We start from the raw sequence: 20008 nt of genomic DNA, 5'->3' as shown, positions 1-20008 counted from the left end.
TTGTTGGACTCCGAATTGCCCCCAGCGGTTCCCCGGAGCGAGGAAGTTTTTAGCCACCGGTGAGTTCGAGGCTGTCCAGCGCCATGCGACAGGCCGCTTCCTGGGGAATTGTTGCCTCGGCTCGGGAGTGGCAGCCCACGCTGAATTGGTGCCCGGAATCGACCCAGGTGTGCCACACCACGCCTGAGCCATCGCCGGGGTCCTCCCGATAGCGGGTCATCTCCTGCCCGTGTGCTCCTCGCTGCGGGTCGAGGGGATGCAGGCTGTCGTCGTGAGTGATGATCTCGTCCACTCGTGCCAGCACCGCCGCGGCGGGTACCGAATACACCGGGTCCGCGGCGAGGTGGATGCGCAGCGCGGGGTCCTCCCCCAGCGCCATCAACCCGCCATCCCGGTCTTCCAGGCGAAACCCTCCCGGCGCGCTCACGCGCAGGCCCGCATGTTCCAGGATGACCTGGGGAGGCGGTGGCATGCTTATCGACGTTGCCTGCTCCCCATCATGCGGCAAGGCTGGTGGCACAGCCTCCGCCACGGGCTCTGCCACGACCGGCACCGGCCCGCTGTCCAGGGCCCACCAACTTAAACACCCGATCGCGATGACCACGGCTGCCACGACACCATGGAAGGGGCTGATCACCGCCCCGCCGGGCAGGCGATGCCGTCCGCTATCACTCGTGGGGCGGATGACGGTGAGTTCTTCTTCCTCTTTGACCATCGGGAGTGGGGTTTCCCGCAGTGCCTCTGAGGGATAGGCCGCTACTCCTTTATTGAGGAAGCTGTGGGTGAGTACTTCCGTGGCGGATTCGTCGGCGTCGATGACGATTTCTACCTCGGGCCATTGCAGGTGGCATAGTTCCCGGGCCTGGTCGAGGACGGCGGGGAGCGCCCACCCGTCGACGATGCCGGTGCCGGGCAGGTCATAGCGGTAGACCGTATCGGGGCCTTCGAAGATGGTGGCGCTGTCAAGGACGGTGATGGTCAAGGTGACGGGGACAGCCGGGGCGCTCATGAATCTTCCTCCTCTACCGTCTCCTCCACTGTGGCGACGTGGGCAACGCCCACGGTGTCGCCCCTGACTTGCCACGTGCCCCGGCCGGGTGGCTGGGCGAGCGGCTTGATTCCGAAGATCGCACCTTCATCCCGGTCGGCGTCGAGAAGCATGACCGCCGGGGTTTGGTCGCGCACCGCGGAGAGGAAGGGCCCGAAGAGGGCCCGCCCGACGCCGCCGGATTTTCTCGCGATGACCAGGTGCAGACCGATGTCGCGGGAGTGCGGCAGCAACTCCACCAACGGGTGGAGGAGGTGATCGGCGACGAGATCGAGGTCGTCGATAAGCACGAAGATGTCGGGACCGGTCCACCAGGAACGGGCCGCCAGCGCCTGCGGGGTGATGTCTGGGCCGGGCAGGCGGGAACGCAACGTGGCCACGGTGTCGTCCAACGCGGATTTCGTCGCGGGCGAGGTCGCTGAATAGACAGCCACCATGTCTTCGTCGAGTGCGCCCAGGTGGGCGCGGCGATGATCGATGACCACGAGGCGAGCCTTCCCAGGCCCCCACTCGCTGATCCCCGCCGCCACCGTGCGCAGCAGTGTTGACTTCCCGGAACCCTGCCCACCGATGCACACCAGGTGGGGGCTGGATCCGGGGACCCAGGCCAACGTTTCCAGGCGGGGACCACCCACGGCCAGGGGAATCCCTCCACCCTCCGCGGGCTCTAGGTCCACCAGGCCGATGCGCTCGGGCAGGACTTTCAACGCCGGGACAGCCGCGCCGGAAATACTCGCGATGTGCGCGAGATCCTGCGAGGAGCTCAAGGCGATGAGCATATTCCGCGCATCATCGGTTAGCCCCCGGCCCGGCTTGGCCGGTAGCTTCTGTTGGGCCTTGCGATCAATGAGCGAATCCATCGATTCGCCCAGTTTCAGCTCGAGCCGGGTGGTGATGAGGTCGCGGATAGCCGGGCGCAGGATCGTCCAGCGCGGGGTAGAAATAATGAGGTGCACCCGGGCTGACGCCCCATCGGCGGCAATGCGGGTGATGGGCTCGACCAGGTCATCGACATCGCTGACCACGCTGTGCCAGCCATCCACCACGAGGAAGGTGTGCCGTTGTTCAGGGGCGTCGACGAAGCCGGTGACTTCGTCGACGATGCGCCGCACCCGTTCCGGATCGTGCCGGTCGGCCACGCCCGCCACATGCGGCAGCATCGAGAGGCTCCCCAGCGTCCCGCCGCCCAAGTCGAGGACATAGAAACGGATCTGGTCGGTTGCGTGCGTCGCCGCCAAGGAAGCCACGACCGAGCGCAGCGCCGTCGACTTCCCCGTTTGCGGCCCACCACACACCGCGAGATGCCCGCCCCCGGTGGAGAAATCCACCACCAAGGGATCCTGGCGTTGGTGGTAGGGCAGGTCAATGATGCCCATCGCGGCGGAAAGGAACCCCACGTCGTCGGCGACCCCGGCCAGTTCAATGGCCGGGGGCAGCGGCTCCAGCCAGATCCGCCGACCGCGCTGGCCGCGGGCGGCGGCGGTGGTGCGGGCCTTGTCCACGACGGCGTCGAGAAGCGTTGTTGATTCGTCGAGCACCGTCGGCGTCTCATCCTCCTCCGCGAATTGTTCCCACCCGGTGAACAGCGCGACGCGACGCTCGCGATTGCCCGGCAGGGCGGAGACATCGCGGCGCAGCAACGGCCCCGACACGTAGGCCGCCTGGAAGCGGGTGATGTCCTCGGCGTCATGTTTGAGAAAGCCCGCGCCGGGTGTGCCGGGCAGATGATGGGCATCCGTTATGCCGAGGACCTGGCGCGACTCCGCTGCCGAGAAGGTTTTCAGGCCGATGCGATAGGACAAGTGTGAATCCAGGCCGCGGAGGCGTCCCTCTTCGAGGCGCTGGCTGGCCAGCAGCAGGTGCACGTGCAGCGAACGCCCAAGGCGACCGACCGCGACGAAGAGATCAGCAAAATCGGGGTGCGCGGCCAGGAGTTCCGAAAACTCATCCACCACGATGAACAGGGCCGGGAGCGGGTCGAGATCATCGCGCCCGCCCAGCCGCGCCGCGGTGTAATCACTGACGTTGGCAAAGTTGCCCGCCGTGCGCAGGACCTCCTGGCGCCGATTGAGCTCACCGGAGATCGCGTCGTACATCCGCTCAACGAGAATCGCCTCGTCAGCAAGGTTGGTGATCACCGCCGAAGTATGCGGCAACGACTCGCACCCGAGAAAGGTCGCGCCGCCCTTGAAGTCAACGAGCACAAGGTTGAGCTCCTCCGGGCTGTGCGTCGCCGCCAGAGAAACGACGAGGGTCCTCAACAGCTCAGACTTTCCACTGCCCGTCGCCCCGATGCACAACCCATGCGGCCCCATCCCGCCCTGCGCGGATTCCTTGAGGTCCAAGCGCACCGGCACGCCTTGCTCCGTCGTCCCGATCGGCACGACCAGGCGCTGCCGCGACTGCAGCCGCCCCGGCCACATCGTCTCCGGGGTGAGCTGATCAATGTCGGCCAGCCCGATGAGAGAGGTCAAATCGCGCCCACTGCTCATCTGCGCCCCGTCCGGCCGCCGGTAGCGCGTCAACGCCCGCGCCACAATCGTGGCTTCCTCCACCCGCAGGCGATCAGGTACCCCGAGCACCTCCACGCCAGCGGCGGTATGCGCGCTGAGTTCGGTGGCCGAGGCCGCCAGGGAAAAGCCCTCCGCCTCCGCCCGCATCCCCAGCGCCGTCGTTGCCCGTGAACCCACGTCGATGATCGTGGTCCAGGTGGGATCATCCAAATAAGGCTCAGTGCCGGTGGTGGTGACGGCACTGACGATGAGAATTCGATGGGCGGCACTATCCGGCTCGCGGGTGTGCGGCAGCCACTTCACCCAATCCCAGCCCTCACCGATAACTTCAATGCCCACCCGTTCCGGCCCGTGCGCCGTCACCAGCTGCACGACGATGGCGCGCGCCAGCTCCTGCGCCGCCGGACCAGAAATCCCCAAGAATCGGAAGGCCTGCAGCTGCACCGCCACCGGCATGTCCGGGCACACGCTCACCGCCCGAACCGTCGAACGGAGGCTGACCGCACACACGGGATCGAGGTCCTCCGCCGCCCCGGAATCCGCCACCTGGATGGGAGTGCACAGGCTCGTATCCCCTGTGCCGATCCGCACTTCCAACTCATCGGCATCTCCGGCTCCCTTTTCCCACAGGCGGCGCGTGTCCACCCGCGCCCACAATTCGCTCGGCGCCGGATGCCGGTGGTACTCGTGGGCACGCTGCTGCTCCGCGTTGGCCAGTGCTTTATCCCGCAACGCCCCCAGATGGCGCAGATACGTGCGCCTGGTCTCATCCACGTCCTCGCCTTGGGGCGGGGCGAACATCATCACCATCGACATGCCCATCATCAGCGGAAAGAGCAACATCATGGGATTTGCTCCGGCCCCTCCCATGACCATGAGACCCACCATGAGCGCCATACCGGCGATCATCACGATGGGCATAAGAATCCGCACCAGCGGCAGCGGCCCCGGGCGATGCGCTGGCGGCACCGCCTCCGCCGACAACGTGCCCTGTGGCAAGGGCGGCGTCGGCTCCCGCTCCGCGAGCGTGAGCGGTTCCACGATGCGTTCCACATCAGTTCCCAGCATGGCTGTCCCCCTTTTTCCCGATGCCCTGGTCACCCCAACCAGGAACATTCACCGCCTCGCTCGACATGGGCGCGGCATGGCCGCGACATGGCCGCGACACAGCAAGGCTGATCCTAAAACACTTTTCCCCCACCCGCAGGATGAGGTGCTAGCGGTGGACAGCCCCGGCGCCGTGGGCGAAGATGGTGCCCATGCCGCGGGGCGCACGGGGGTGTGCGCACCAGCCGCGGCTTCCACCGATGTCCAGGGGGACCATTGTGAGCGTCGACCATATTCTGCGCCTGACCGTTCGTTTCCACGTCGGGGCCTATCGTCGGGAGGCGGATCTGGCTTTGCCGGCGGGTTCGGCCTTGGCCGATCTCATTCCCGAGATCGTCGCTTTGTGTGGCGCCCCGCGGATCTCTCGGCCGTGGCAGGCCACCACTGCCGCTGGCCTACCCATCGATCCGGCGCTGCCGCTGCATCAGACCTCGTTGGATCATGGTTCGGTGGTGGTGCTCAGTCCGCGCCATGAGACCCCGGCGCCGGTTATTCGCGACGCCGCTGAGTCGCTTGCCGCAGCACCTTCCGGATCCCGCCCAGAGGGCATGGCGGTGGCCGGAACCTTGGCCGGGTGCGCCGGCGCGGCCGTGCTGGTCGCGCAGTGGGAGCCGTTGTCCCACGCCCTGGCCACGGCAGCTCTCATCGCGCTGGTGATGTTGTTGTGGCGTCGAGGTTCCGTGGCCTTGTCCCTGGCGGCGATCGGTTGTGCCACCGCCGCAGCCGCCGTCTTCGTCGGCGAGGCCTCTGCTGATCCCTTCGATTACTCCACCCTCAGTTGGCAAGCGCTCTCCGCTGGGACCGCCCTCGTGCTCACGTTGCTGCTCACCGCCGTCATTGGTGGCCCCGGTCCGCGCATCGGCTCCGCTCTCATCGCGGTGACCGGCCTGGTGGCCATCGCGGCGCTCGCCGCACACTTGCCGTCCCCCGACGCCCCCGCCGCACTGGTCGTGGCAGCGGGAATGCTCGGGATGGCGATCATCCCCGGCAGTGCTGTCCGCGCGGCTGGCCTGAAGATCCCTCGCCTACCCACGGCTGGCCAAGACCTCCAGGTCGCCGATGCTGTGCAACCGGATGTCAACCGCCGGGCCCGGCGCGCACTGCGGATCCACGAGGGCCTCGCGGTGGGTACCGCACTCGGCGTCATTCCGGCGTTGCTCTACCTGGGTTACCAGGGTGGAGGTTTCATCCTCGGGCTTTGCGTTGCGGTTGCTGGGGCGACGATTGTGCACGCCGGACGGCATCACCAGGCTGCGACGGTGTGGGCCTGGCTCAGCGTCGGGCTCACCGCGTTGGTGGGTGTCTGCTTGGCGATGGGCGATCATCCTTTTCAGATCGTCGTCGCGCTCGGGGTCGTGTCAGCGGCCATCAGCGCCCCCATGTGGGCCGCCAAGGTCCCCGACCTCGAGCCCACTACCGTCGTGTGGTGGGAACGCGCGGAGTCGCTCGCCATCGCCGCGTCTCTTCCCTTGGCCGCCCACGTCGCGGGTTTGTTCTTGCTCATCAGGGGGCTGGGATGAGGTTCGTGCTCGTTGTTATTTTGCTTGCGCTTTCCACCCCGGCTCTCAGCGTTGCTCAAGCACCGACCACTCCCTGCGCTGTTCCCCTGTCGGCGGCCGATGCCGATCTGACGCCGCGGCCGGCCACTCATCGCATTGCCAGCGGCGAGGGTGTGGCCGTGGCCGTCATCGACACGGGCGTTGCCGCTCATCCGCAGCTCGGGGAGGTCGAAGCGGTCGCGGATCTCGTGGCTCGTGCCACTCCGGACCCGCTTTTCGATTGCGATGGGCACGGCACCATCGTCGCCGGGGTCATCCGCGACATCGCTCCCGGCGCGCGCTTACTCAGCATCCGCCAATCCAGCGCCCACTATCGCACTGATCGGGCGGACACGTCCGGCACGCTCGCCAATCTCGCCGAAGCGATCCATCTCGCCATTGATGCCCGCGCCCGCGTGATCAATGTTTCGGTCGTCTCCTGCGTGCCCGCCCATCAGGCCCCGCTTATCGACGCCCGCGTCCTCGACGATGCCCTCCATCGCGCCGAGTCCGAAGGGGTCATCGTCGTCGCCGCGGCGGGCAATAACGGTGGCAATTGCCACCCCGGCTCGGTGGTCTACCCCGCGCACTCCCCGACCGTGGTGGCCGTCAGCGCCACCCATTCCCGTGATCCTCATTCGTCTGCCGAGTATTCTCTCCCCGGCGAGTTCAGCGCCCCCGGCATCGTCGCCGCTGGTTTATCGCCCAGCGGGGAAGGACGTGCCTCTGGGATGACCACTGGGAACGGCGACGCGTCCGCTTTCGAGGGCACCAGCTTCGCTGCACCCGTGGTCAGCGGCACCGCCGCGTTGCTGCGGGAACGATACTCCGACGAGACCGCCGCCGAGATCCGGGAGCGACTGTGGCAGGCAGCCGAACCCGGACTCGGAGTGGTGGACCCCCACCGGGTGCTCACCTACGTGGCGGGCCCGCCGCTGTTGACTCCCTCGCGTGATCTCATGCTCGAGGTTCCTGCCCCACTCGCGGACCCCGCGCGTGAGCGTGCTCTGCTGCTGTTTGGGTTGTTCGCCGTGGTGCTCGTCATCGGCGTTCTCATCCGCCGCCTCACGGGCGGCCAGCCCGACAGTCCCGCCAGCTCGATGTGAGGAGACCGTTATGGGCAAAAGTGGGGTGCCGCGCTACCTATCGCCCGAAACCGATCTCCGCCATGAAGGAGTCGGCGACGTTGATCATGCCGTTGGACCAGGCGATCATGAACACGGTGATGAATACGACCCAGATGACGATGATGAGCGCGATAACCATGGTCACCCGCGACGTCGCCGATTGACGGTGGAACCACGCGAAGAAACGGTCGTAGAGATGGACGCCTTTACTGAGCAGGTTGTGCGCCCACTTCTGTTCGAGGGAGAGGATGCCCACGCCGACGAAAGTGGTCAACCAGCCCTGCCCGGGCAGCGGAATGGTGATGAGGCCGATGATGAGGATCGTCCAACCCAACACCAGCGTCAGGGGGCGAACGAGGTAGCCGTATTTTCCCTCTTTGGTGCGGGCGTGAGTGGCGGAGAGCTTCTCCACCCGCTCGGATACCATCTCTCGCATTGTTGCCATACTAAATAAACGGACAATCTGCGCTGAGAGTTCCCCGCTCAGTAGGTCGCGGTGAGAGCGTTCGCTTGGTCGAGGTCAGGGCCCTGGGGCAGCAGTCGCAGGATGGACCAGGGGGCGGGGCTGGGTTCCTCCCACCCGAGGGCGTGCAGCGTCGCTGCATCGGGGACCGCGTGCCGCAGGCCAGTGGCGTCGATGACGTGGAACCCGTGGCCGGAGTCGACGGCAATGGCGGCGCCGACCGTGCCGAAGAACCGATCCGCGATGCCTTCCCCAGAGAGCGCGACACCGCCCTCCTCGCCGGCAAGGCGGGTGTGGACGTGCCCATCGCCCGCGGCACACACGTCAACGTCGATGGGATCGACCCACACCGGGGCAATGCTCGGCAGGCCTTCGATCGCCGGGGCGTCCGCGTAGCCACCGAGGCTGCTGCGGGCGATAGCGGACGTGCGGATGCCCATGTCCCGCAGGATTCGGGCTTGGACATCCGTCAGCGGCGTGATTGCTTCCCCGAATCGCGCCCATGATTGATGCTCTGCGGTGAGGATGTCATCGGGCAGCGGCGAGGGCAGGCGCAGCGGCGTGAGCTCGGAAATTGCCCCCAACACCAGTGCTTCCGGTTCCCACCGCGGGGTATCAGAGGTGATGTCGAGGGCCCGCCGCATCACCCGCCCGTCGGGGCTATCAGGATGGGGCAACTCGGCTCGGCCGTCATTGGTCAGCAGCCAGTCTTTGCCCACCCCGGTGGCCAGGACGGCGCGGTGCCCACCCAGTGGGGCGGTGTCCACTCCGGCGAGGACGTCGACTCCCGACGAGCTGGTGCAGGCGGCCCAGGTGGGGGACACGGGGGCGTCGGCAAGCAGAAGGGGCGCGGGGTGGATGCCCAGGGGCGCGCCGCGGTCGTAGGAGGCGAGGATCTGCGCACCAACGCGGGCCGGCTGTGCCGGGGTGCCCGCGATGAGCCGCGCGGAGACGAGGTTGGCTACGGGGTGGACCGTGTCATCGACGCGGACGAAGAGCGCGCCGTCCGCAGTTTGGAGGATGGGTTCTTCCCCCGGATCGGCGGCGGGCCGCAGCCAGGCGAGCAGGCCCGCCCCGACGCTGATGAGGACCACCGCGACGAACCCAAACATGAGAGCCCGGCGGCGGGACCCCAGCGGGTCGTGGATCATCCGGATATCGCCCAGGACCAGCCCGTGTTCGACGCGGCGTTGCAGGAACTTATGCCCCGATACTTGTGCCCGAGTTGTGGGCACCACATGCGTTTTCACGCCACTTTCCCCCTTGGCGGATCCCCCCGGATCCTTCACAGGCGAAGCTTAAGGGCGGGTGGCCGGAATCTCAACCGGAGCGGCCCCATCGGGGACCTCCAGCGGGTTATCGCCGCCCAGGTCGGGTTTGGTCGGCCGGTGGAAAATGGGGTTGCCCAACTCATCAGTTTTCAGCGGGGGCAGCTGCCACGGGGAGTTGCCGGGCTGACGCATCTGCGTCAGTTGTTCATCGGTGAACTCCTGGTTGACGGCGAAGATGAACACGTTCTCGTCGTGGTAGACGGGTGTGACGCCGGGGGCGTGCCACAGGCCCTCAATGAGGTCGATGTTGGGCACTTGGAAGCCCCAGAAGCTGCCCGGGGAGATGAAGTAGTAGGTGAGCTTGAGGTTCTTGGCGGCGGTATCAACGTCGTTGGTTTGATCGGGATCATCGTGGTTGCCCACCCCGAGCAGGTTGCCGTGCCAAAACGCCATGGAGGTATCAGAGTCCGGGGCGGCATCGGGCCACTGGTAGTGGCGGTTGAGCGACGGCAAGGAGTTGTAGGCGTACATCCACCCGTGTCCGTCGGCGGGTTCACCCATGATGAGCCCGTCGTAGGCATGGGGTTGCTGTGCCAGCCAGTCGAAGGCACGGAGGTCGACGTCGGAGACCATGCGCTGGTCGGTGCGGGGGGCTTGCACGGCCCAGGCGGCGCCATCCATCACGCGGTCGGTGGTGGCCCAGGCGACGGTGCCGGCGCCCGCGCCGATACCCAGCACGATGGAGGCGATCGTCGAGCCGAGGGCGAACTTTCGGATGGGGCCCAAGGTGATGAGGCGGATCACCGCGGCGATGCCAATGCCAGCTGCCGCGAAGGTGAACATGGCCACCGGCATGACGAGGCGGTGCGGCGTGGCGTAGTGCAGGTTGCCGATGGAGCCGAGCAGGTCACCCCAGGGCTCATCGAAAGGCATGAGGGCGTTGGCGGTCATCCACACCGAGATGAGGTAGAAGGCCGGGGCCCAGAAGTTGCGGCGCCAGACCAGAAGAACCACCGCGCCGATGGCAGCTGCGATGAGCAACGTTCGGACGTCGAAGTCGGGGAACATGTCCGTGTGGCGGGTCTGCATGAGGAAGGAACGAGTCCATGATTCGCCGCGGGTGACGTCCTCGGTCGCGCTGAACGCTGCGACCTCTTCCGTGGAGTCCGAGCCGGACAGCAGCTGGGGCAGCAAGACGGCGCTGCCGACGCCTCCGGCCAGCGCGAGCCAGCCGATGTCACGCAGGCGGATGAGGATGCGACCGCGCAGCGTATCCCGGCGGTGGGAGGGAACCCAGACGAGGTAGAGCAGCCACCACAGCACGAGCGCCAGGATGACGATGGTGACGGCCGCGGGGTGCATCTGTACCATGCCGCCGAGCGCCAGCGCCGCGGCGAAAGCTGCCTGCGGCCGGTAGGGCACGTGCATGAACAAGGCGAGGACGATGCCGGAAGCGACGACGGCAGCCAGGTAGGGCCACGCGCCGACGTAGGTGCCAATCCAGTACAGCACCGGCGAGGCGAATACTCCCACGGCGGCGATACCGGCGCCGAGCTGCGCGGTGAGGCCGCGGTTGCCCACCATCTTCCACGCGATCATCGCCACCGACAGCGGCAGGAGGATGCCGGGGATGATGACGTTGGCGACGTTGAGCGCCGCGATCGGCGTGAGGTGTGCCAGCTCCCCGGCCAGCGCAGCACCCGCGTGCCAGCCCGAGGGGTAGTAGAGGTCAGCTCCGGTTTCCAGGTTGCGGAGCTCGCCCATCCGGGTGGGGTCTGCGATCCCATCGTTCATGATCCAGCGAATCATCGCCCCGTGCCAGTGGACGTCCCAGCCCTGCGGGATGTTTTCTAGTTGGTGGGGAACATCGTCGAAGAAATCGAATCCGCGCCGGAAGAACAGATACATCGCCGTGAGGGAGCCGGTCGCGGGCAGGATCCACCGAGGGTCCAGGATTCCGCCCTGCCGGCTGGATGCCAGCAGGCGATCCTTCATTGACTCGTCTGGCTCACGGGAACGCCGCTGCACGAGGAGGAAGCCCACGCGCCATACGGCGGCGAGGGCGAGGAAGCCGAAGAAGATGAGGAGGTACGAGCCGACCTCAAAGCGTTGGTCCCATTGGCCCAGCAGCCAGGCGGCCAGCCCGACGGTGCCGAAGGTGACGGGCACGGAGGAGGCCAGAGCCCACGGCAGCTTGAGGCCGGAAACCCAGCCCAGCAGGGCACCCGGCGCCGTGTAAAACACGAACGCGATGAGTACCACCTGGTACAGCTCCACCCTTGACCGCCTTTGCTCCCTGTTCTAGGCATGGCTTTGGCCATATGACACAACAGAGTGTAACGAACGGACCGGACATCACCTATCTGGCTCGCCTGTCAAAGGGCGTGGCGACGGTCGCGGGTCACCGCCGCCCGTGCCGCTAACTCCGCGTCATCGGGGTAGTCCACGCCCACCAGGCTCAGTCCCTTCGCCGCCGCTACCGGCACCCGGGAGGAGCGGGCCGTCTCGGCCAGCAGTTCGCTGGCAAAAGATGCTTCTCGACGCCCCTCCCCCACCGCCAGGCACGTCCCCACCAGGGAACGGACCATGGACCAGCAAAAGGCATCGGCCGTGACTTCGGCTTCGTAGAGTTGTGGTTCCAGACGGGTGGAGACGTCTCGCCAGCTGAACTCCTGCAGATCGCGAACCGTCGTCGCATTCGGCTTCGCCTTACAAAACGCCGCGAAGTCATGGAGCCCCACGAGGAAGTCCGCGGTGTCTTGCATAGTGTCCAGGCTCACGGGCTTGGGCCACGTGGCGGTGTCGCGCGAACGCGTGGGCAAGGCACCACGGGGATGAGTGGTAATCCGGTAGACGTAGTGGCGGCGCAGGGCGGAAAAACGTGCGTCGAAGCCGTCAGGGGCGATCTGACAATCATGGACGCGAACATCCTCGGGCAGAAGCCTGCCCAAGCGCCGCACTAACCGCCGCGGGTCGCCATCGATGGAGCGCTGGTCGAGGCTCGTTAACGGCACATCGAGGTGGGCCACCTGCCCGGCGGCGTGGACCCCGGCGTCGGTGCGGCCGGCGACGGTCAGAGCGACGTCGATACGCAAAATGCGCGATAGCGCATCCTCCAGCACCCCCTGCACCGTCCGCAGCTGCGCGCCACCCTGGGGCTGTTGCCGCGCCCAGCCGTGGAAATCGGTGCCGTCGTAGGCGAGGTCAAGGCGCAGGCGGGTGGTGGCGGTATCCATGGTGACCACGAGGATACCGCCCCGGTTTCTGGCCGCTAGTCTTGCAGGTGCTCAAGCCGAGGACTCAATACAGCGGGCAGAAACCGACGGCGGCGGTCACACCAAAGATAGCCGCCACTACCAGCACGATAATGCCAACTACTGAGCTGGGCTTGGTCATGGTAAAAGCGAGGATAACGGCGACGAGGGCGAGCGCGGCACGAATGCCACGATCGACGCCGGACTCGTTGCTCTTCATGGCGGCCTTCCTAGGGACTCGCGCCCACGATGGCCTGAGATGTGAGAAGCGCCCCTCCCGCCTGGTGGCGGAAAGGGCGCTGCACTGGGTTAAGAGAATTACTTCTCTTCGACCTCAGCCTCTTCGGTAGCTTCCTCGGCGACCTCTTCGGTGGTGGCCTCCTCGACGGGAGCCTCCTCCTCGGAAGCCTGCTTGGAAGCAGCCGCGCGGGTGGCGCGGGAAGCCTCGCTGCTCACGGTCTCCTCGAGAACGAGGGAGATCTGAGACATCGGGGCGTTGTCGCCGGTGCGGTTCTCCAGCTTGATGATGCGGGTGTAGCCACCCTCACGGTTCTCAAACTTCGGGGCCAGCTCATTGAAGAGGTAAGCCACGACGTCCTTCTGCGGGACATCAGCGAGCACCTGGCGGCGGGCGGCAACAGAGCCGTCCTTGGCCTTGGTGATCAGCTTCTCCACGTAGGGACGCAGGACCTTGGCCTTGGCGTCGGTGGTCTTGATTGCGCCGTGCTCGAACAGCTGAGCAGCGAGGTTAGACAGAATCTTCTTCTGGTGCTGCGCGGAGCCGCCGAGACGGGCGCCCTTCTTAGGGGTAGGCATGTGAGTACTCCTCGATTACGTATGTGGTGAGCGCGAACGGGCGCTTTACTCGGAATCTTCCGCGTCGTTGTCGACGAAATCGCCGGTCTCAGCGTCGTAGCCCTCCAGGGTGGAGGGATCGAAATCCTCAGGGGCATCCTTCAACGTCAGACCCAGGCCAGCGAGCTTGATCTTCACTTCGTTGATGGACTTCTGGCCAAAGTTGCGGATATCCAGCAGGTCCGACTCGGTGCACTCTGCGAGCTCACCGACGGTGTGGATCTCCTGACGCTTCAGGCAGTTGTACGAACGAACGGAGAAGTTCAAGTCCTCGATCGGCATGCCGTAAGCAGCGATGTACTCGGTCTCCTGCGGGGAGGGGCCGATCTCGATGCCTTCAGCGGCGGTGTTGAGCTCACGGGCAAGGCCGAAGAGCTCGACGAGGGTCTTACCTGCCGAAGCGACAGCGTCGCGGGCAGTGATGGAGTTCTTCGTCTCGACATCAATGACAAGCTTGTCAAAGTCGGTGCGCTGCTCAACACGAGTCGCCTCGACCTTGTAGCTGACCTTGAGCACCGGGGAGTAGATCTGGTCGACCGGGATGCGGCCGATGTCTCCTCCACCAGCGGTGGTGGCAGCCGGAACGTAGCCGCGGCCACGCTCCACGATGAGCTCGATGTCGAGCTTGGCATGCTCATTGAGAGTCGCGATGTGCAGATCCGGGTTGTGGATCTCCACACCAGCCGGCGGCTGAATGTCGCCAGCGGTGACGGCTCCCGGGCCTTCCTTGCTCAGGTACATGACCACCGGCTCGTCGGAGTCGGAGGACAGGACCAGACCCTTGATGTTGAGGATGATCTCAGAGACATCCTCCTTCACACCGTTGATCGTGGTGAACTCGTGGAGAACACCTTCGAACTTGACGGAGGTGACAGCTGCGCCCGGAATGGACGACAGCAGGGTACGACGCAGTGAGTTACCGAGGGTGTAACCGAAACCCGGCTCCAGCGGCTCGATGACGAACCGGGAACGTGCGGAGTCGATGAACTCCTCGGTGAGCGTAGGACGCTGGGAAATAAGCATGGAACTCTCCTTTGTCGACGTCCGCTATTTGACGCCGTTGGAAAAAGGGATGGTGATGAGGATGAAGACTCCCGCTGACCGGCCAGAAGCCGGTCGTGGGAAGTATTACTTCGAGTAAAGCTCGACGATGAGCTGCTCCTGCAGCGGAACGTCGATCTGAGCGCGCTCGGGCAACTGGTGCACGAGGATGCGCAGGGTGGTCGGAACGACCTGCAGCCAGGCCGGGACGATGGCGTCGATGAGGTTGTCCTGAGCCTCTTCGAACCAAATCATCTTGCGGGACTTCTCGCGAACGTCAATGATGTCGTACTGCGACACCTGGAAGGACGGGACGTTGACCTTCTTGCCGTTGACGGTGAAGTGACCGTGAGAAACCAGCTGGCGAGCCTGGCGGCGGGTGCGTGCCAGACCAGCGCGGTAGACCACGTTGTCAAGGCGGGACTCGAGGAGAACCAGCAGGTTCTCGCCGGTCTTGCCCGGACGACGGTTAGCCTCTGCGTAGTAACGGCGGAACTGCTTCTCCAGGACGCCGTAGGTGAAACGAGCCTTCTGCTTCTCCTGCAGCTGCAGGAGGTACTCAGACTCCTTGATGCGAGCGCGGCCAGCCTGCCCGGGCGGGTAGGGGCGACGCTCAAAGGCCATATCTCCGCCGACGAGGTCGACGCGGAGACGGCGGGACTTACGGGTTACGGGGCCGGTATAACGAGCCATAGTAAGTTACTGTTCCTTTCCCTGTTTAGACGCGGCGACGCTTCGGCGGACGGCAGCCGTTGTGCGGCTGGGGGGTCACGTCGGAGATCGAGGACACCTCGAGGCCGGCGGCCTGGAGGGAACGGATAGCGGTCTCGCGGCCCGAGCCCGGACCCTTGACGAAAACGTCAACCTTCTTCATGCCGTGATCCATTGCCTTGCGGGCGGCGGACTCAGCAGCCATCTGCGCAGCGAACGGGGTGGACTTACGGGAGCCCTTGAACCCGACGTGGCCGGAAGAGGCCCAGGAGATGACAGCACCGTGCGGGTCCGTGATGGACACGATGGTGTTGTTGAAGGTGGACTTGATGTACGCGTGGCCCTGGGCCACGTTCTTCTTTACGACGCGACGGCCAGTGCGGCGTGCGCCAGAGCGTGTCTTCGGAGGCATGTGTTACTTCTTCTTTCCGGCGATCGTCTTCTTCGGACCCTTACGCGTACGAGCGTTGGTCTTGGTGCGCTGGCCACGAACAGGCAGGCCACGACGGTGGCGCAGACCCTGGTAGGAGCCAATTTCAATCTTGCGACGGATGTCAGCCTGGACCTCGCGGCGGAGGTCACCCTCGACCTTCCAGGTGGCTTCGATGACGTCACGGAGAGCGGCAACCTGATCATCGGCCAGGTTGTCGGTGCGCAGATCGGGAGAGATTCCAGTCTCTTCGAGCAGCTTGGCGGCACGGGCGGGGCCGATGCCGTAAATGTAGGTGAGTGCGACTTCCATGCGCTTGTTGCGCGGGAGGTCAACACCAGCAAGACGTGCCATGTGGCAGTACCTTTCGGGTTGTTACGGTGGTTTTCTCCCCACCCGTCCCCGCCAAGCGATGCTTTGTCCGGACCGATGACCGGGCGATGGATCGTGATTCGCGAGGCTTCAGCCACCGTGGCCGAAGGTAAGTGAGCGCGCACGACCGCAGTGAAGCGGTCATTCGGGCACGCCGTGGGGTGAGAAGGCGATTAGTTCTTACTTGTAGCGGTAAACGATGCGACCGCGGGTCAAGTCGTACGGAGACAGCTCCACAACGACGCGATCCTCGGGGAGGATACGGATGTAGTGCTGGCGCATCTTCCCACTGATGTGAGCAAGAACCTTGTGTCCGTTGTCGAGCTCGACTCGGAACATTGCATTCGGCAGGGGCTCGACAATGCGACCCTCAACCTCGATGGCGCCTTCCTTAGCCATATCCTCCACATTCCTGGTGTCAATTCAGTGCGACACCTGCATATTTACATAACTACGAACGATGCATCGACGAGTGCCCATACACCAACTGGACACTGTACCTGTTTCCACGCGAAATACCAAACCCCGCCGGGCTAGTCAAAAAAGACTGTCGGCGGGGGATTTTCGGCGGGTGCGGCCGATGTTGACGACGATTAGTAGACGAAGACCTTGTCTCCGATGTTGAGATCGGCGAAGAACTTCGCGGCGTCACGCTCGTTGAGGCGAATGCAGCCGTGGGAGAGGATGTTGGGATCGCCCTGGTGGAATGCGATGCCGTTGTTGGTGAAGTACACGGCGTAGGGCATGGGAGCGTTGTTGAACTCCCAGGAAATCTCGTGGCGCACCTTGCGGTTGACGTAGAAGGTGCCACGCGGGGTTTCGTAGCCGACGCGGCCCGGGCCGTGGAAGACGTCACCGTAGTAGACCTGACCATCGCGCTGCAGCCAGGTGCGGCGACCGTTGAGGTCGATGCAGGCCTTGGCATCCTTCGGGCAGGGGCCGTAGTCGAAGGAGGGCACCGGTGCCGGGGCGGGGGTCGGAGCTGCGACTGGTGCCGGCGCCGTGCGCTCACTGACCAGGCCGGGGAAGACGCCGTTGACGGCATTGTCCACGCCGCCGCGGATGGCGTTGGCTGCCTCGGGCGGGAGGCCGTTCACCCCATCATGGATGGTGTTGCGCGTGTTCCACGCGGCATCTCGTGCGGCGTCGGTCGCTTGGGAGGAGCCGTCGCTCAGCGGTTGCTGAGCGGAGGCGATTCCCGGAGCGGCGACGAGCAGGACTGCGGCGGTGGCCAGGGAGGCGAAGGCGCCGACAATCCGGCGGTTGAGAGATGAACGCATGGGTGGAGTATATGACACGGGTATGTCGTTTCTCGACTCGCAGCGAACGTTGTTTCCCAATGTTTACCCAGCTAGTGCCCCATACGCACCCTTAGTCACACCAGTCACTTGCGTGGCGTGAGGATGCGCGGACCGCCCTCCGTTGCTGCCACCGTGTGTTCCCAATGGGAGGCATAGGATCCATCGAGAGTGACCACCGTCCAGTCATCCTCAAGCACCGCCGACTCGATGGTGCCAAGCGTCAACATCGGCTCGATCGCCAGGACCGAACCGGCCTGAATAAGCGGACCCCGGTTACCTCGGCCCTCATTGGCCAAGTATGGCTCCTCATGCAACTGCCGCCCGATGCCGTGACCACCGTAGCCATCGACGATGCCCAGCAAGACACCGAACTTCTTCTCCGCCTGCCGGGTCGCTACCTCAAGAGCATGGGAGACATCGGTGAGCCGATTGCCCGGCACCATTGCTTTCAGGCCCTCCATGAGGACCCACTCCGTGGCGCGATTGAGCTTGTCGACGTCCCCGTCTACCTCACCCACGGCGAAAGACCAGGCCGAGTCCCCGATCCAACCGTCGAGGGTGGCTCCGCAGTCGATGGAGACGAGGTCACCTTCTGCGAGGAGCTCGTCACTATTGGGGATTCCGTGAACGATGACCTCATTCCGGGAGGTGCAGATCGAACCAGTGAACCCGTTGTAGCCCAAGAAGGTGGGCACGGCACCGGCATCACGGATCGTTGCTTCCGCGACCTCATCCAATTCCAAGGTGCTAACGCCGGGCTTGGCCGCTGCCCGCACGGCCTGCAGCGTGGCGGCGACGATCTCACCGGCCGCCTGCATGGCATCAAGCTCACCGGCAGTGCGGGCCACAATGGCCTTTTTCTTCTTCCGAAATCCCATTGCCTGTCTCCTTCACAAAATTAACCCAATGGCTAAGGGGCCACTTTCCCTCCGGCGACGATGCACCGGGCGGAAAGCGGCCCCCACCTTGGGCTGCGAGTCTTAAGCTTACTTACCTAGGGCTTCCAGGGCGCGAGCGTTGATCTCCTCGACCTCCCCCTCAGCTTCGATGTTGATGATGTGCTCACCGTAGTGATCAATGAGCGGAGCCGTCTCGTCGCGGTAGACACCCAGGCGGGTACGAATCGTCTCCTCATTGTCATCGGCGCGGCCGCGGGAGAGCATGCGCTCGACGACAACGTCCTCCGCAATGTTGAAGTTCAGGACTCCGTCGAGCTGCTGGCCGTGACGCTCGAGCAGCTCCGCGAGGATGTCGGCCTGCTCGACCGTGCGGGGGAAACCGTCGAGGAGGAAACCGTTAGCGGCGTCAGCCTCCTCGAGACGGGACTCGACCATGCGGGCGGTGACGTCGGTCGGCACGAGCTTTCCGGCGTCCATGTAACCCTTGGCCTCAACCCCCAGGGGGGTACCTTCGCCGATGTTCGCGCGAAACAGATCACCGGTGGAGATGTGGGGCACGCCCAACTTCTCGGAGAGGAGGGCGGCCTGGGTGCCCTTGCCGGCACCGGGGGGACCGAGGAGTACGAGTCTCATTTGAGCAGTCCTTCGTAGTTGCTTTGGAGAAGCTGGGATTCAATCTGCTTCACTGTGGTCAGGGCGACCGACACCATAATCAAGATGGCCGTGCCGCCGAACGCCGTCATTCCTGCGCTGGCATTACCGACGCCGAGGTCGAGCGCAATGTTCGGCAACACGGCAATGATGCCCAGGTAGGCGGCACCGACGAAGAGCAGGCGGTTCATGACATAGCCAAGGTATTCAGCGGTGGGTCGGCCCGGACGGATGCCCGGGATAAATCCACCGTACTTCTTCATGTTCTCGGCCTGATCGTAGGGGTCATACTGCACGGAGACGTAGAAGTACGAGAAGAAGATGATGAGGATGAAGTACAAGAGGATGTACTGCCAGGACGACGGCGTCATCAGGTGGGCAATGACGTTGCGCTGCCACCAGTTATCCGCCGGGACAGCCGACCCGGAGTTGACGATCTCGGTGATGAGGACCGGCATGTAGATGAGCGACGAAGCGAAGATCACGGGGATAACGCCAGCCTGGTTCACCTTCAACGGAAGGTAGGTCGACGTGCCGCCGTATTGGCGGCGCCCCACCATGCGCTTGGCGTACTGCACCGGAATGCGGCGCTGGCCCTGCTCGACGAACACGACGCCGACGACTAGGAGGATGACTGCGGCGAGCACGAGGGCAAAGACCACGCCACCTGAGGTCTGCAGAATGTTGAGGCCATCGGTGGGCAGGCGGGTCGCAATACCGGCGAAGATGAGCAGGGACATGCCGTTGCCCACGCCCTTTTCGGTGATGAGCTCACCGATCCACATGACGAGCATGGCACCCGAGGTCATCACCGTCACGAGGATGATGAGGTCCCAGAGGCTGCGATCAGACACGAGCACCTGGATGCCCTGGCCGAGCAGCTGCTCACGATCAGCGAGGGCGACGATGCCCGCGGACTGCAGCAGCGCCAGCGCCAGCGTGAGGTAGCGGGTGTACTGCGTCATCTTCGTCTGGCCGGATTGGCCTTCCTTCTTCAATTCTTCGAAGTGAGGAATGACGACCGTGAGCAGCTGCACGATAATCGACGCGGTGATGTAGGGCATGATGCCGATGGCGAAGATCGACAGCTGCAGCAGCGCACCGCCCGAGAAGAGGTTGATCAGCGAGTAGACGCTGCCCTGCTCCTGGGTCAGTTCACGCAACCGCCCGCTAATGGATGCGTAATCCACTCCCGGGGAAGGGATCTGCGCACCGATGCGGTACAGGATGACCATCAGCACAGTGAAGATAATCTTCTTGCGCAGATCGATATCCTTGAATGCCTGGATAATGGCGGACACTAAGCCTCCTGGCCCCACATCCCTGACCACGAACGATCAGGGTACGCGAGGGTTTGACACAATTGACTTGATTAGCCTACCAGTGTGCTGGAGGCCAGTCGCGGACGTGTGGCGATTATAGGACCA

General features: G+C 64.7%; 19 protein-coding genes. 2 read left to right on the top strand and 17 right to left on the bottom strand.

The window, feature by feature from the left end; translation table 11 throughout:
* Positions 1 to 49 precede the first annotated feature (49 nt).
* Both CTEST_RS02315 and eccCa read right to left on the bottom strand, forming a co-directional pair.
* Complete coding sequence (locus tag CTEST_RS02315; RefSeq protein ID WP_047252362.1) at positions 50 to 1009, bottom strand: type VII secretion-associated protein; 960 nt, start codon at positions 1007 to 1009, stop codon at positions 50 to 52.
* Positions 1006 to 4629, bottom strand: coding sequence for a type VII secretion protein EccCa (eccCa, locus tag CTEST_RS02310; protein ID WP_047252361.1), 3624 nt, complete (start codon positions 4627 to 4629; stop codon positions 1006 to 1008). Before eccCa ends, CTEST_RS02315 begins: the two co-directional genes overlap by 4 nt.
* 257 nt (positions 4630 to 4886) lie before the next feature.
* Between eccCa and eccD the strand changes: the two genes are divergently transcribed.
* Both eccD and CTEST_RS02300 read left to right on the top strand, forming a co-directional pair.
* The gene (gene eccD, locus CTEST_RS02305; protein WP_052844277.1) at positions 4887 to 6188 is read left to right on the top strand and encodes a type VII secretion integral membrane protein EccD; all 1302 of its coding nucleotides are present in this window, start codon (positions 4887 to 4889) and stop codon (positions 6186 to 6188) included.
* 5 nt (positions 6189 to 6193) lie between these two features.
* On the top strand, positions 6194 to 7312 hold the full coding sequence (locus tag CTEST_RS02300; RefSeq protein ID WP_376701790.1) for a S8 family serine peptidase: 1119 nt from the start codon (positions 6194 to 6196) through the stop codon (positions 7310 to 7312).
* A 37-nt stretch (positions 7313 to 7349) separates the two neighbouring features.
* On the opposite strand, the gene CTEST_RS02295 is transcribed toward CTEST_RS02300, so the two are convergent.
* The 15 genes from CTEST_RS02295 to secY all read right to left on the bottom strand — a co-directional run bounded on the left by CTEST_RS02295 (position 7350) and on the right by secY (position 19882).
* The gene (locus CTEST_RS02295; RefSeq protein WP_047252358.1) at positions 7350 to 7778 is read right to left on the bottom strand and encodes a TIGR02611 family protein; all 429 of its coding nucleotides are present in this window, start codon (positions 7776 to 7778) and stop codon (positions 7350 to 7352) included.
* 38 nt (positions 7779 to 7816) lie between these two features.
* Positions 7817 to 9046: a type VII secretion protein EccB gene (gene eccB / locus CTEST_RS02290; RefSeq protein WP_052844276.1), complete on the bottom strand. Its 1230-nt coding sequence runs from the start codon at positions 9044 to 9046 to the stop codon at positions 7817 to 7819.
* Positions 9047 to 9094: 48 nt separating this feature from the next.
* Positions 9095 to 11344: a DUF6541 family protein gene (locus tag CTEST_RS02285; protein WP_052844275.1), complete on the bottom strand. Its 2250-nt coding sequence runs from the start codon at positions 11342 to 11344 to the stop codon at positions 9095 to 9097.
* 98 nt (positions 11345 to 11442) lie between these two features.
* Positions 11443 to 12303 carry a tRNA pseudouridine(38-40) synthase TruA gene (gene truA / locus CTEST_RS02280; RefSeq protein WP_047254161.1) on the bottom strand — a complete coding sequence of 287 codons (861 nt, stop codon included), beginning with the start codon at positions 12301 to 12303 and terminating at the stop codon, positions 11443 to 11445.
* Positions 12304 to 12367: 64 nt separating this feature from the next.
* Positions 12368 to 12541: a YgaP family membrane protein gene (locus CTEST_RS13225; protein WP_083985395.1), complete on the bottom strand. Its 174-nt coding sequence runs from the start codon at positions 12539 to 12541 to the stop codon at positions 12368 to 12370.
* Positions 12542 to 12639: 98 nt separating this feature from the next.
* A complete protein-coding gene (gene rplQ / locus CTEST_RS02275) occupies positions 12640 to 13137 on the bottom strand; it encodes a 50S ribosomal protein L17 (protein ID WP_047252357.1) in 498 nt (165 codons plus the stop codon).
* A gap of 45 nt (positions 13138 to 13182) precedes the next feature.
* Entirely contained in the window at positions 13183 to 14199 is a 1017-nt protein-coding gene (locus tag CTEST_RS02270) for a DNA-directed RNA polymerase subunit alpha (RefSeq protein WP_047252356.1), read from the bottom strand.
* A 105-nt stretch (positions 14200 to 14304) separates the two neighbouring features.
* Positions 14305 to 14910, bottom strand: a complete 606-nt coding sequence (gene rpsD, locus CTEST_RS02265) for a 30S ribosomal protein S4 (protein WP_047252355.1) — start codon at positions 14908 to 14910, stop codon at positions 14305 to 14307.
* A gap of 25 nt (positions 14911 to 14935) precedes the next feature.
* Entirely contained in the window at positions 14936 to 15340 is a 405-nt protein-coding gene (gene rpsK / locus CTEST_RS02260) for a 30S ribosomal protein S11 (RefSeq protein WP_047252354.1), read from the bottom strand.
* A gap of 3 nt (positions 15341 to 15343) precedes the next feature.
* Positions 15344 to 15712: a 30S ribosomal protein S13 gene (rpsM, locus tag CTEST_RS02255; protein ID WP_047252353.1), complete on the bottom strand. Its 369-nt coding sequence runs from the start codon at positions 15710 to 15712 to the stop codon at positions 15344 to 15346.
* A gap of 198 nt (positions 15713 to 15910) precedes the next feature.
* Positions 15911 to 16129 carry a translation initiation factor IF-1 gene (gene infA, locus CTEST_RS02250; protein WP_003854422.1) on the bottom strand — a complete coding sequence of 73 codons (219 nt, stop codon included), beginning with the start codon at positions 16127 to 16129 and terminating at the stop codon, positions 15911 to 15913.
* A 194-nt stretch (positions 16130 to 16323) separates the two neighbouring features.
* The gene (locus CTEST_RS02245) at positions 16324 to 17010 is read right to left on the bottom strand and encodes a L,D-transpeptidase (protein WP_083985394.1); all 687 of its coding nucleotides are present in this window, start codon (positions 17008 to 17010) and stop codon (positions 16324 to 16326) included.
* Positions 17011 to 17114: 104 nt separating this feature from the next.
* Positions 17115 to 17909: a type I methionyl aminopeptidase gene (map, locus tag CTEST_RS02240; RefSeq protein ID WP_047252351.1), complete on the bottom strand. Its 795-nt coding sequence runs from the start codon at positions 17907 to 17909 to the stop codon at positions 17115 to 17117.
* Positions 17910 to 18017: 108 nt separating this feature from the next.
* Positions 18018 to 18563, bottom strand: a complete 546-nt coding sequence (locus CTEST_RS02235; RefSeq protein ID WP_047252350.1) for an adenylate kinase — start codon at positions 18561 to 18563, stop codon at positions 18018 to 18020.
* Positions 18560 to 19882, bottom strand: a complete 1323-nt coding sequence (gene secY, locus CTEST_RS02230; protein WP_047252349.1) for a preprotein translocase subunit SecY — start codon at positions 19880 to 19882, stop codon at positions 18560 to 18562. Before secY ends, CTEST_RS02235 begins: the two co-directional genes overlap by 4 nt.
* Positions 19883 to 20008 lie beyond the last annotated feature (126 nt).

This window comes from Corynebacterium testudinoris, assembly GCF_001021045.1.
Classification (GTDB): domain Bacteria; phylum Actinomycetota; class Actinomycetes; order Mycobacteriales; family Mycobacteriaceae; genus Corynebacterium; species Corynebacterium testudinoris.
This window is presented reverse-complemented; position numbering and strand designations above follow the sequence as displayed.

Bases quoted from the DNA above. Each gene is read 5' to 3' on its own strand.
- CTEST_RS13225 (WP_083985395.1), bottom strand. From the start codon at position 12,541: ATGAAGAGCAACGAGTCCGGCGTCGATCGTGGCATTCGTGCCGCGCTC.
- CTEST_RS02235 (WP_047252350.1), bottom strand. From the start codon at position 18,563: ATGAGACTCGTACTCCTCGGTCCCCCCGGTGCCGGCAAGGGCACCCAG.
- CTEST_RS02295 (WP_047252358.1), bottom strand. From the start codon at position 7,778: ATGGCAACAATGCGAGAGATGGTATCCGAGCGGGTGGAGAAGCTCTCC.
- rpsK (WP_047252354.1), bottom strand. From the start codon at position 15,340: ATGCCTCCGAAGACACGCTCTGGCGCACGCCGCACTGGCCGTCGCGTC.
- CTEST_RS02315 (WP_047252362.1), bottom strand. From the start codon at position 1,009: ATGAGCGCCCCGGCTGTCCCCGTCACCTTGACCATCACCGTCCTTGAC.
- rpsD (WP_047252355.1), bottom strand. From the start codon at position 14,910: ATGGCTCGTTATACCGGCCCCGTAACCCGTAAGTCCCGCCGTCTCCGC.
- rplQ (WP_047252357.1), bottom strand. From the start codon at position 13,137: ATGCCTACCCCTAAGAAGGGCGCCCGTCTCGGCGGCTCCGCGCAGCAC.
- truA (WP_047254161.1), bottom strand. From the start codon at position 12,303: ATGGATACCGCCACCACCCGCCTGCGCCTTGACCTCGCCTACGACGGC.
- CTEST_RS02245 (WP_083985394.1), bottom strand. From the start codon at position 17,010: ATGCGTTCATCTCTCAACCGCCGGATTGTCGGCGCCTTCGCCTCCCTG.
- eccCa (WP_047252361.1), bottom strand. From the start codon at position 4,629: ATGCTGGGAACTGATGTGGAACGCATCGTGGAACCGCTCACGCTCGCG.
- map (WP_047252351.1), bottom strand. From the start codon at position 17,909: ATGGGATTTCGGAAGAAGAAAAAGGCCATTGTGGCCCGCACTGCCGGT.
- CTEST_RS02270 (WP_047252356.1), bottom strand. From the start codon at position 14,199: ATGCTTATTTCCCAGCGTCCTACGCTCACCGAGGAGTTCATCGACTCC.
- rpsM (WP_047252353.1), bottom strand. From the start codon at position 15,712: ATGGCACGTCTTGCTGGTGTTGACCTCCCGCGCAACAAGCGCATGGAA.
- infA (WP_003854422.1), bottom strand. From the start codon at position 16,129: ATGGCTAAGGAAGGCGCCATCGAGGTTGAGGGTCGCATTGTCGAGCCC.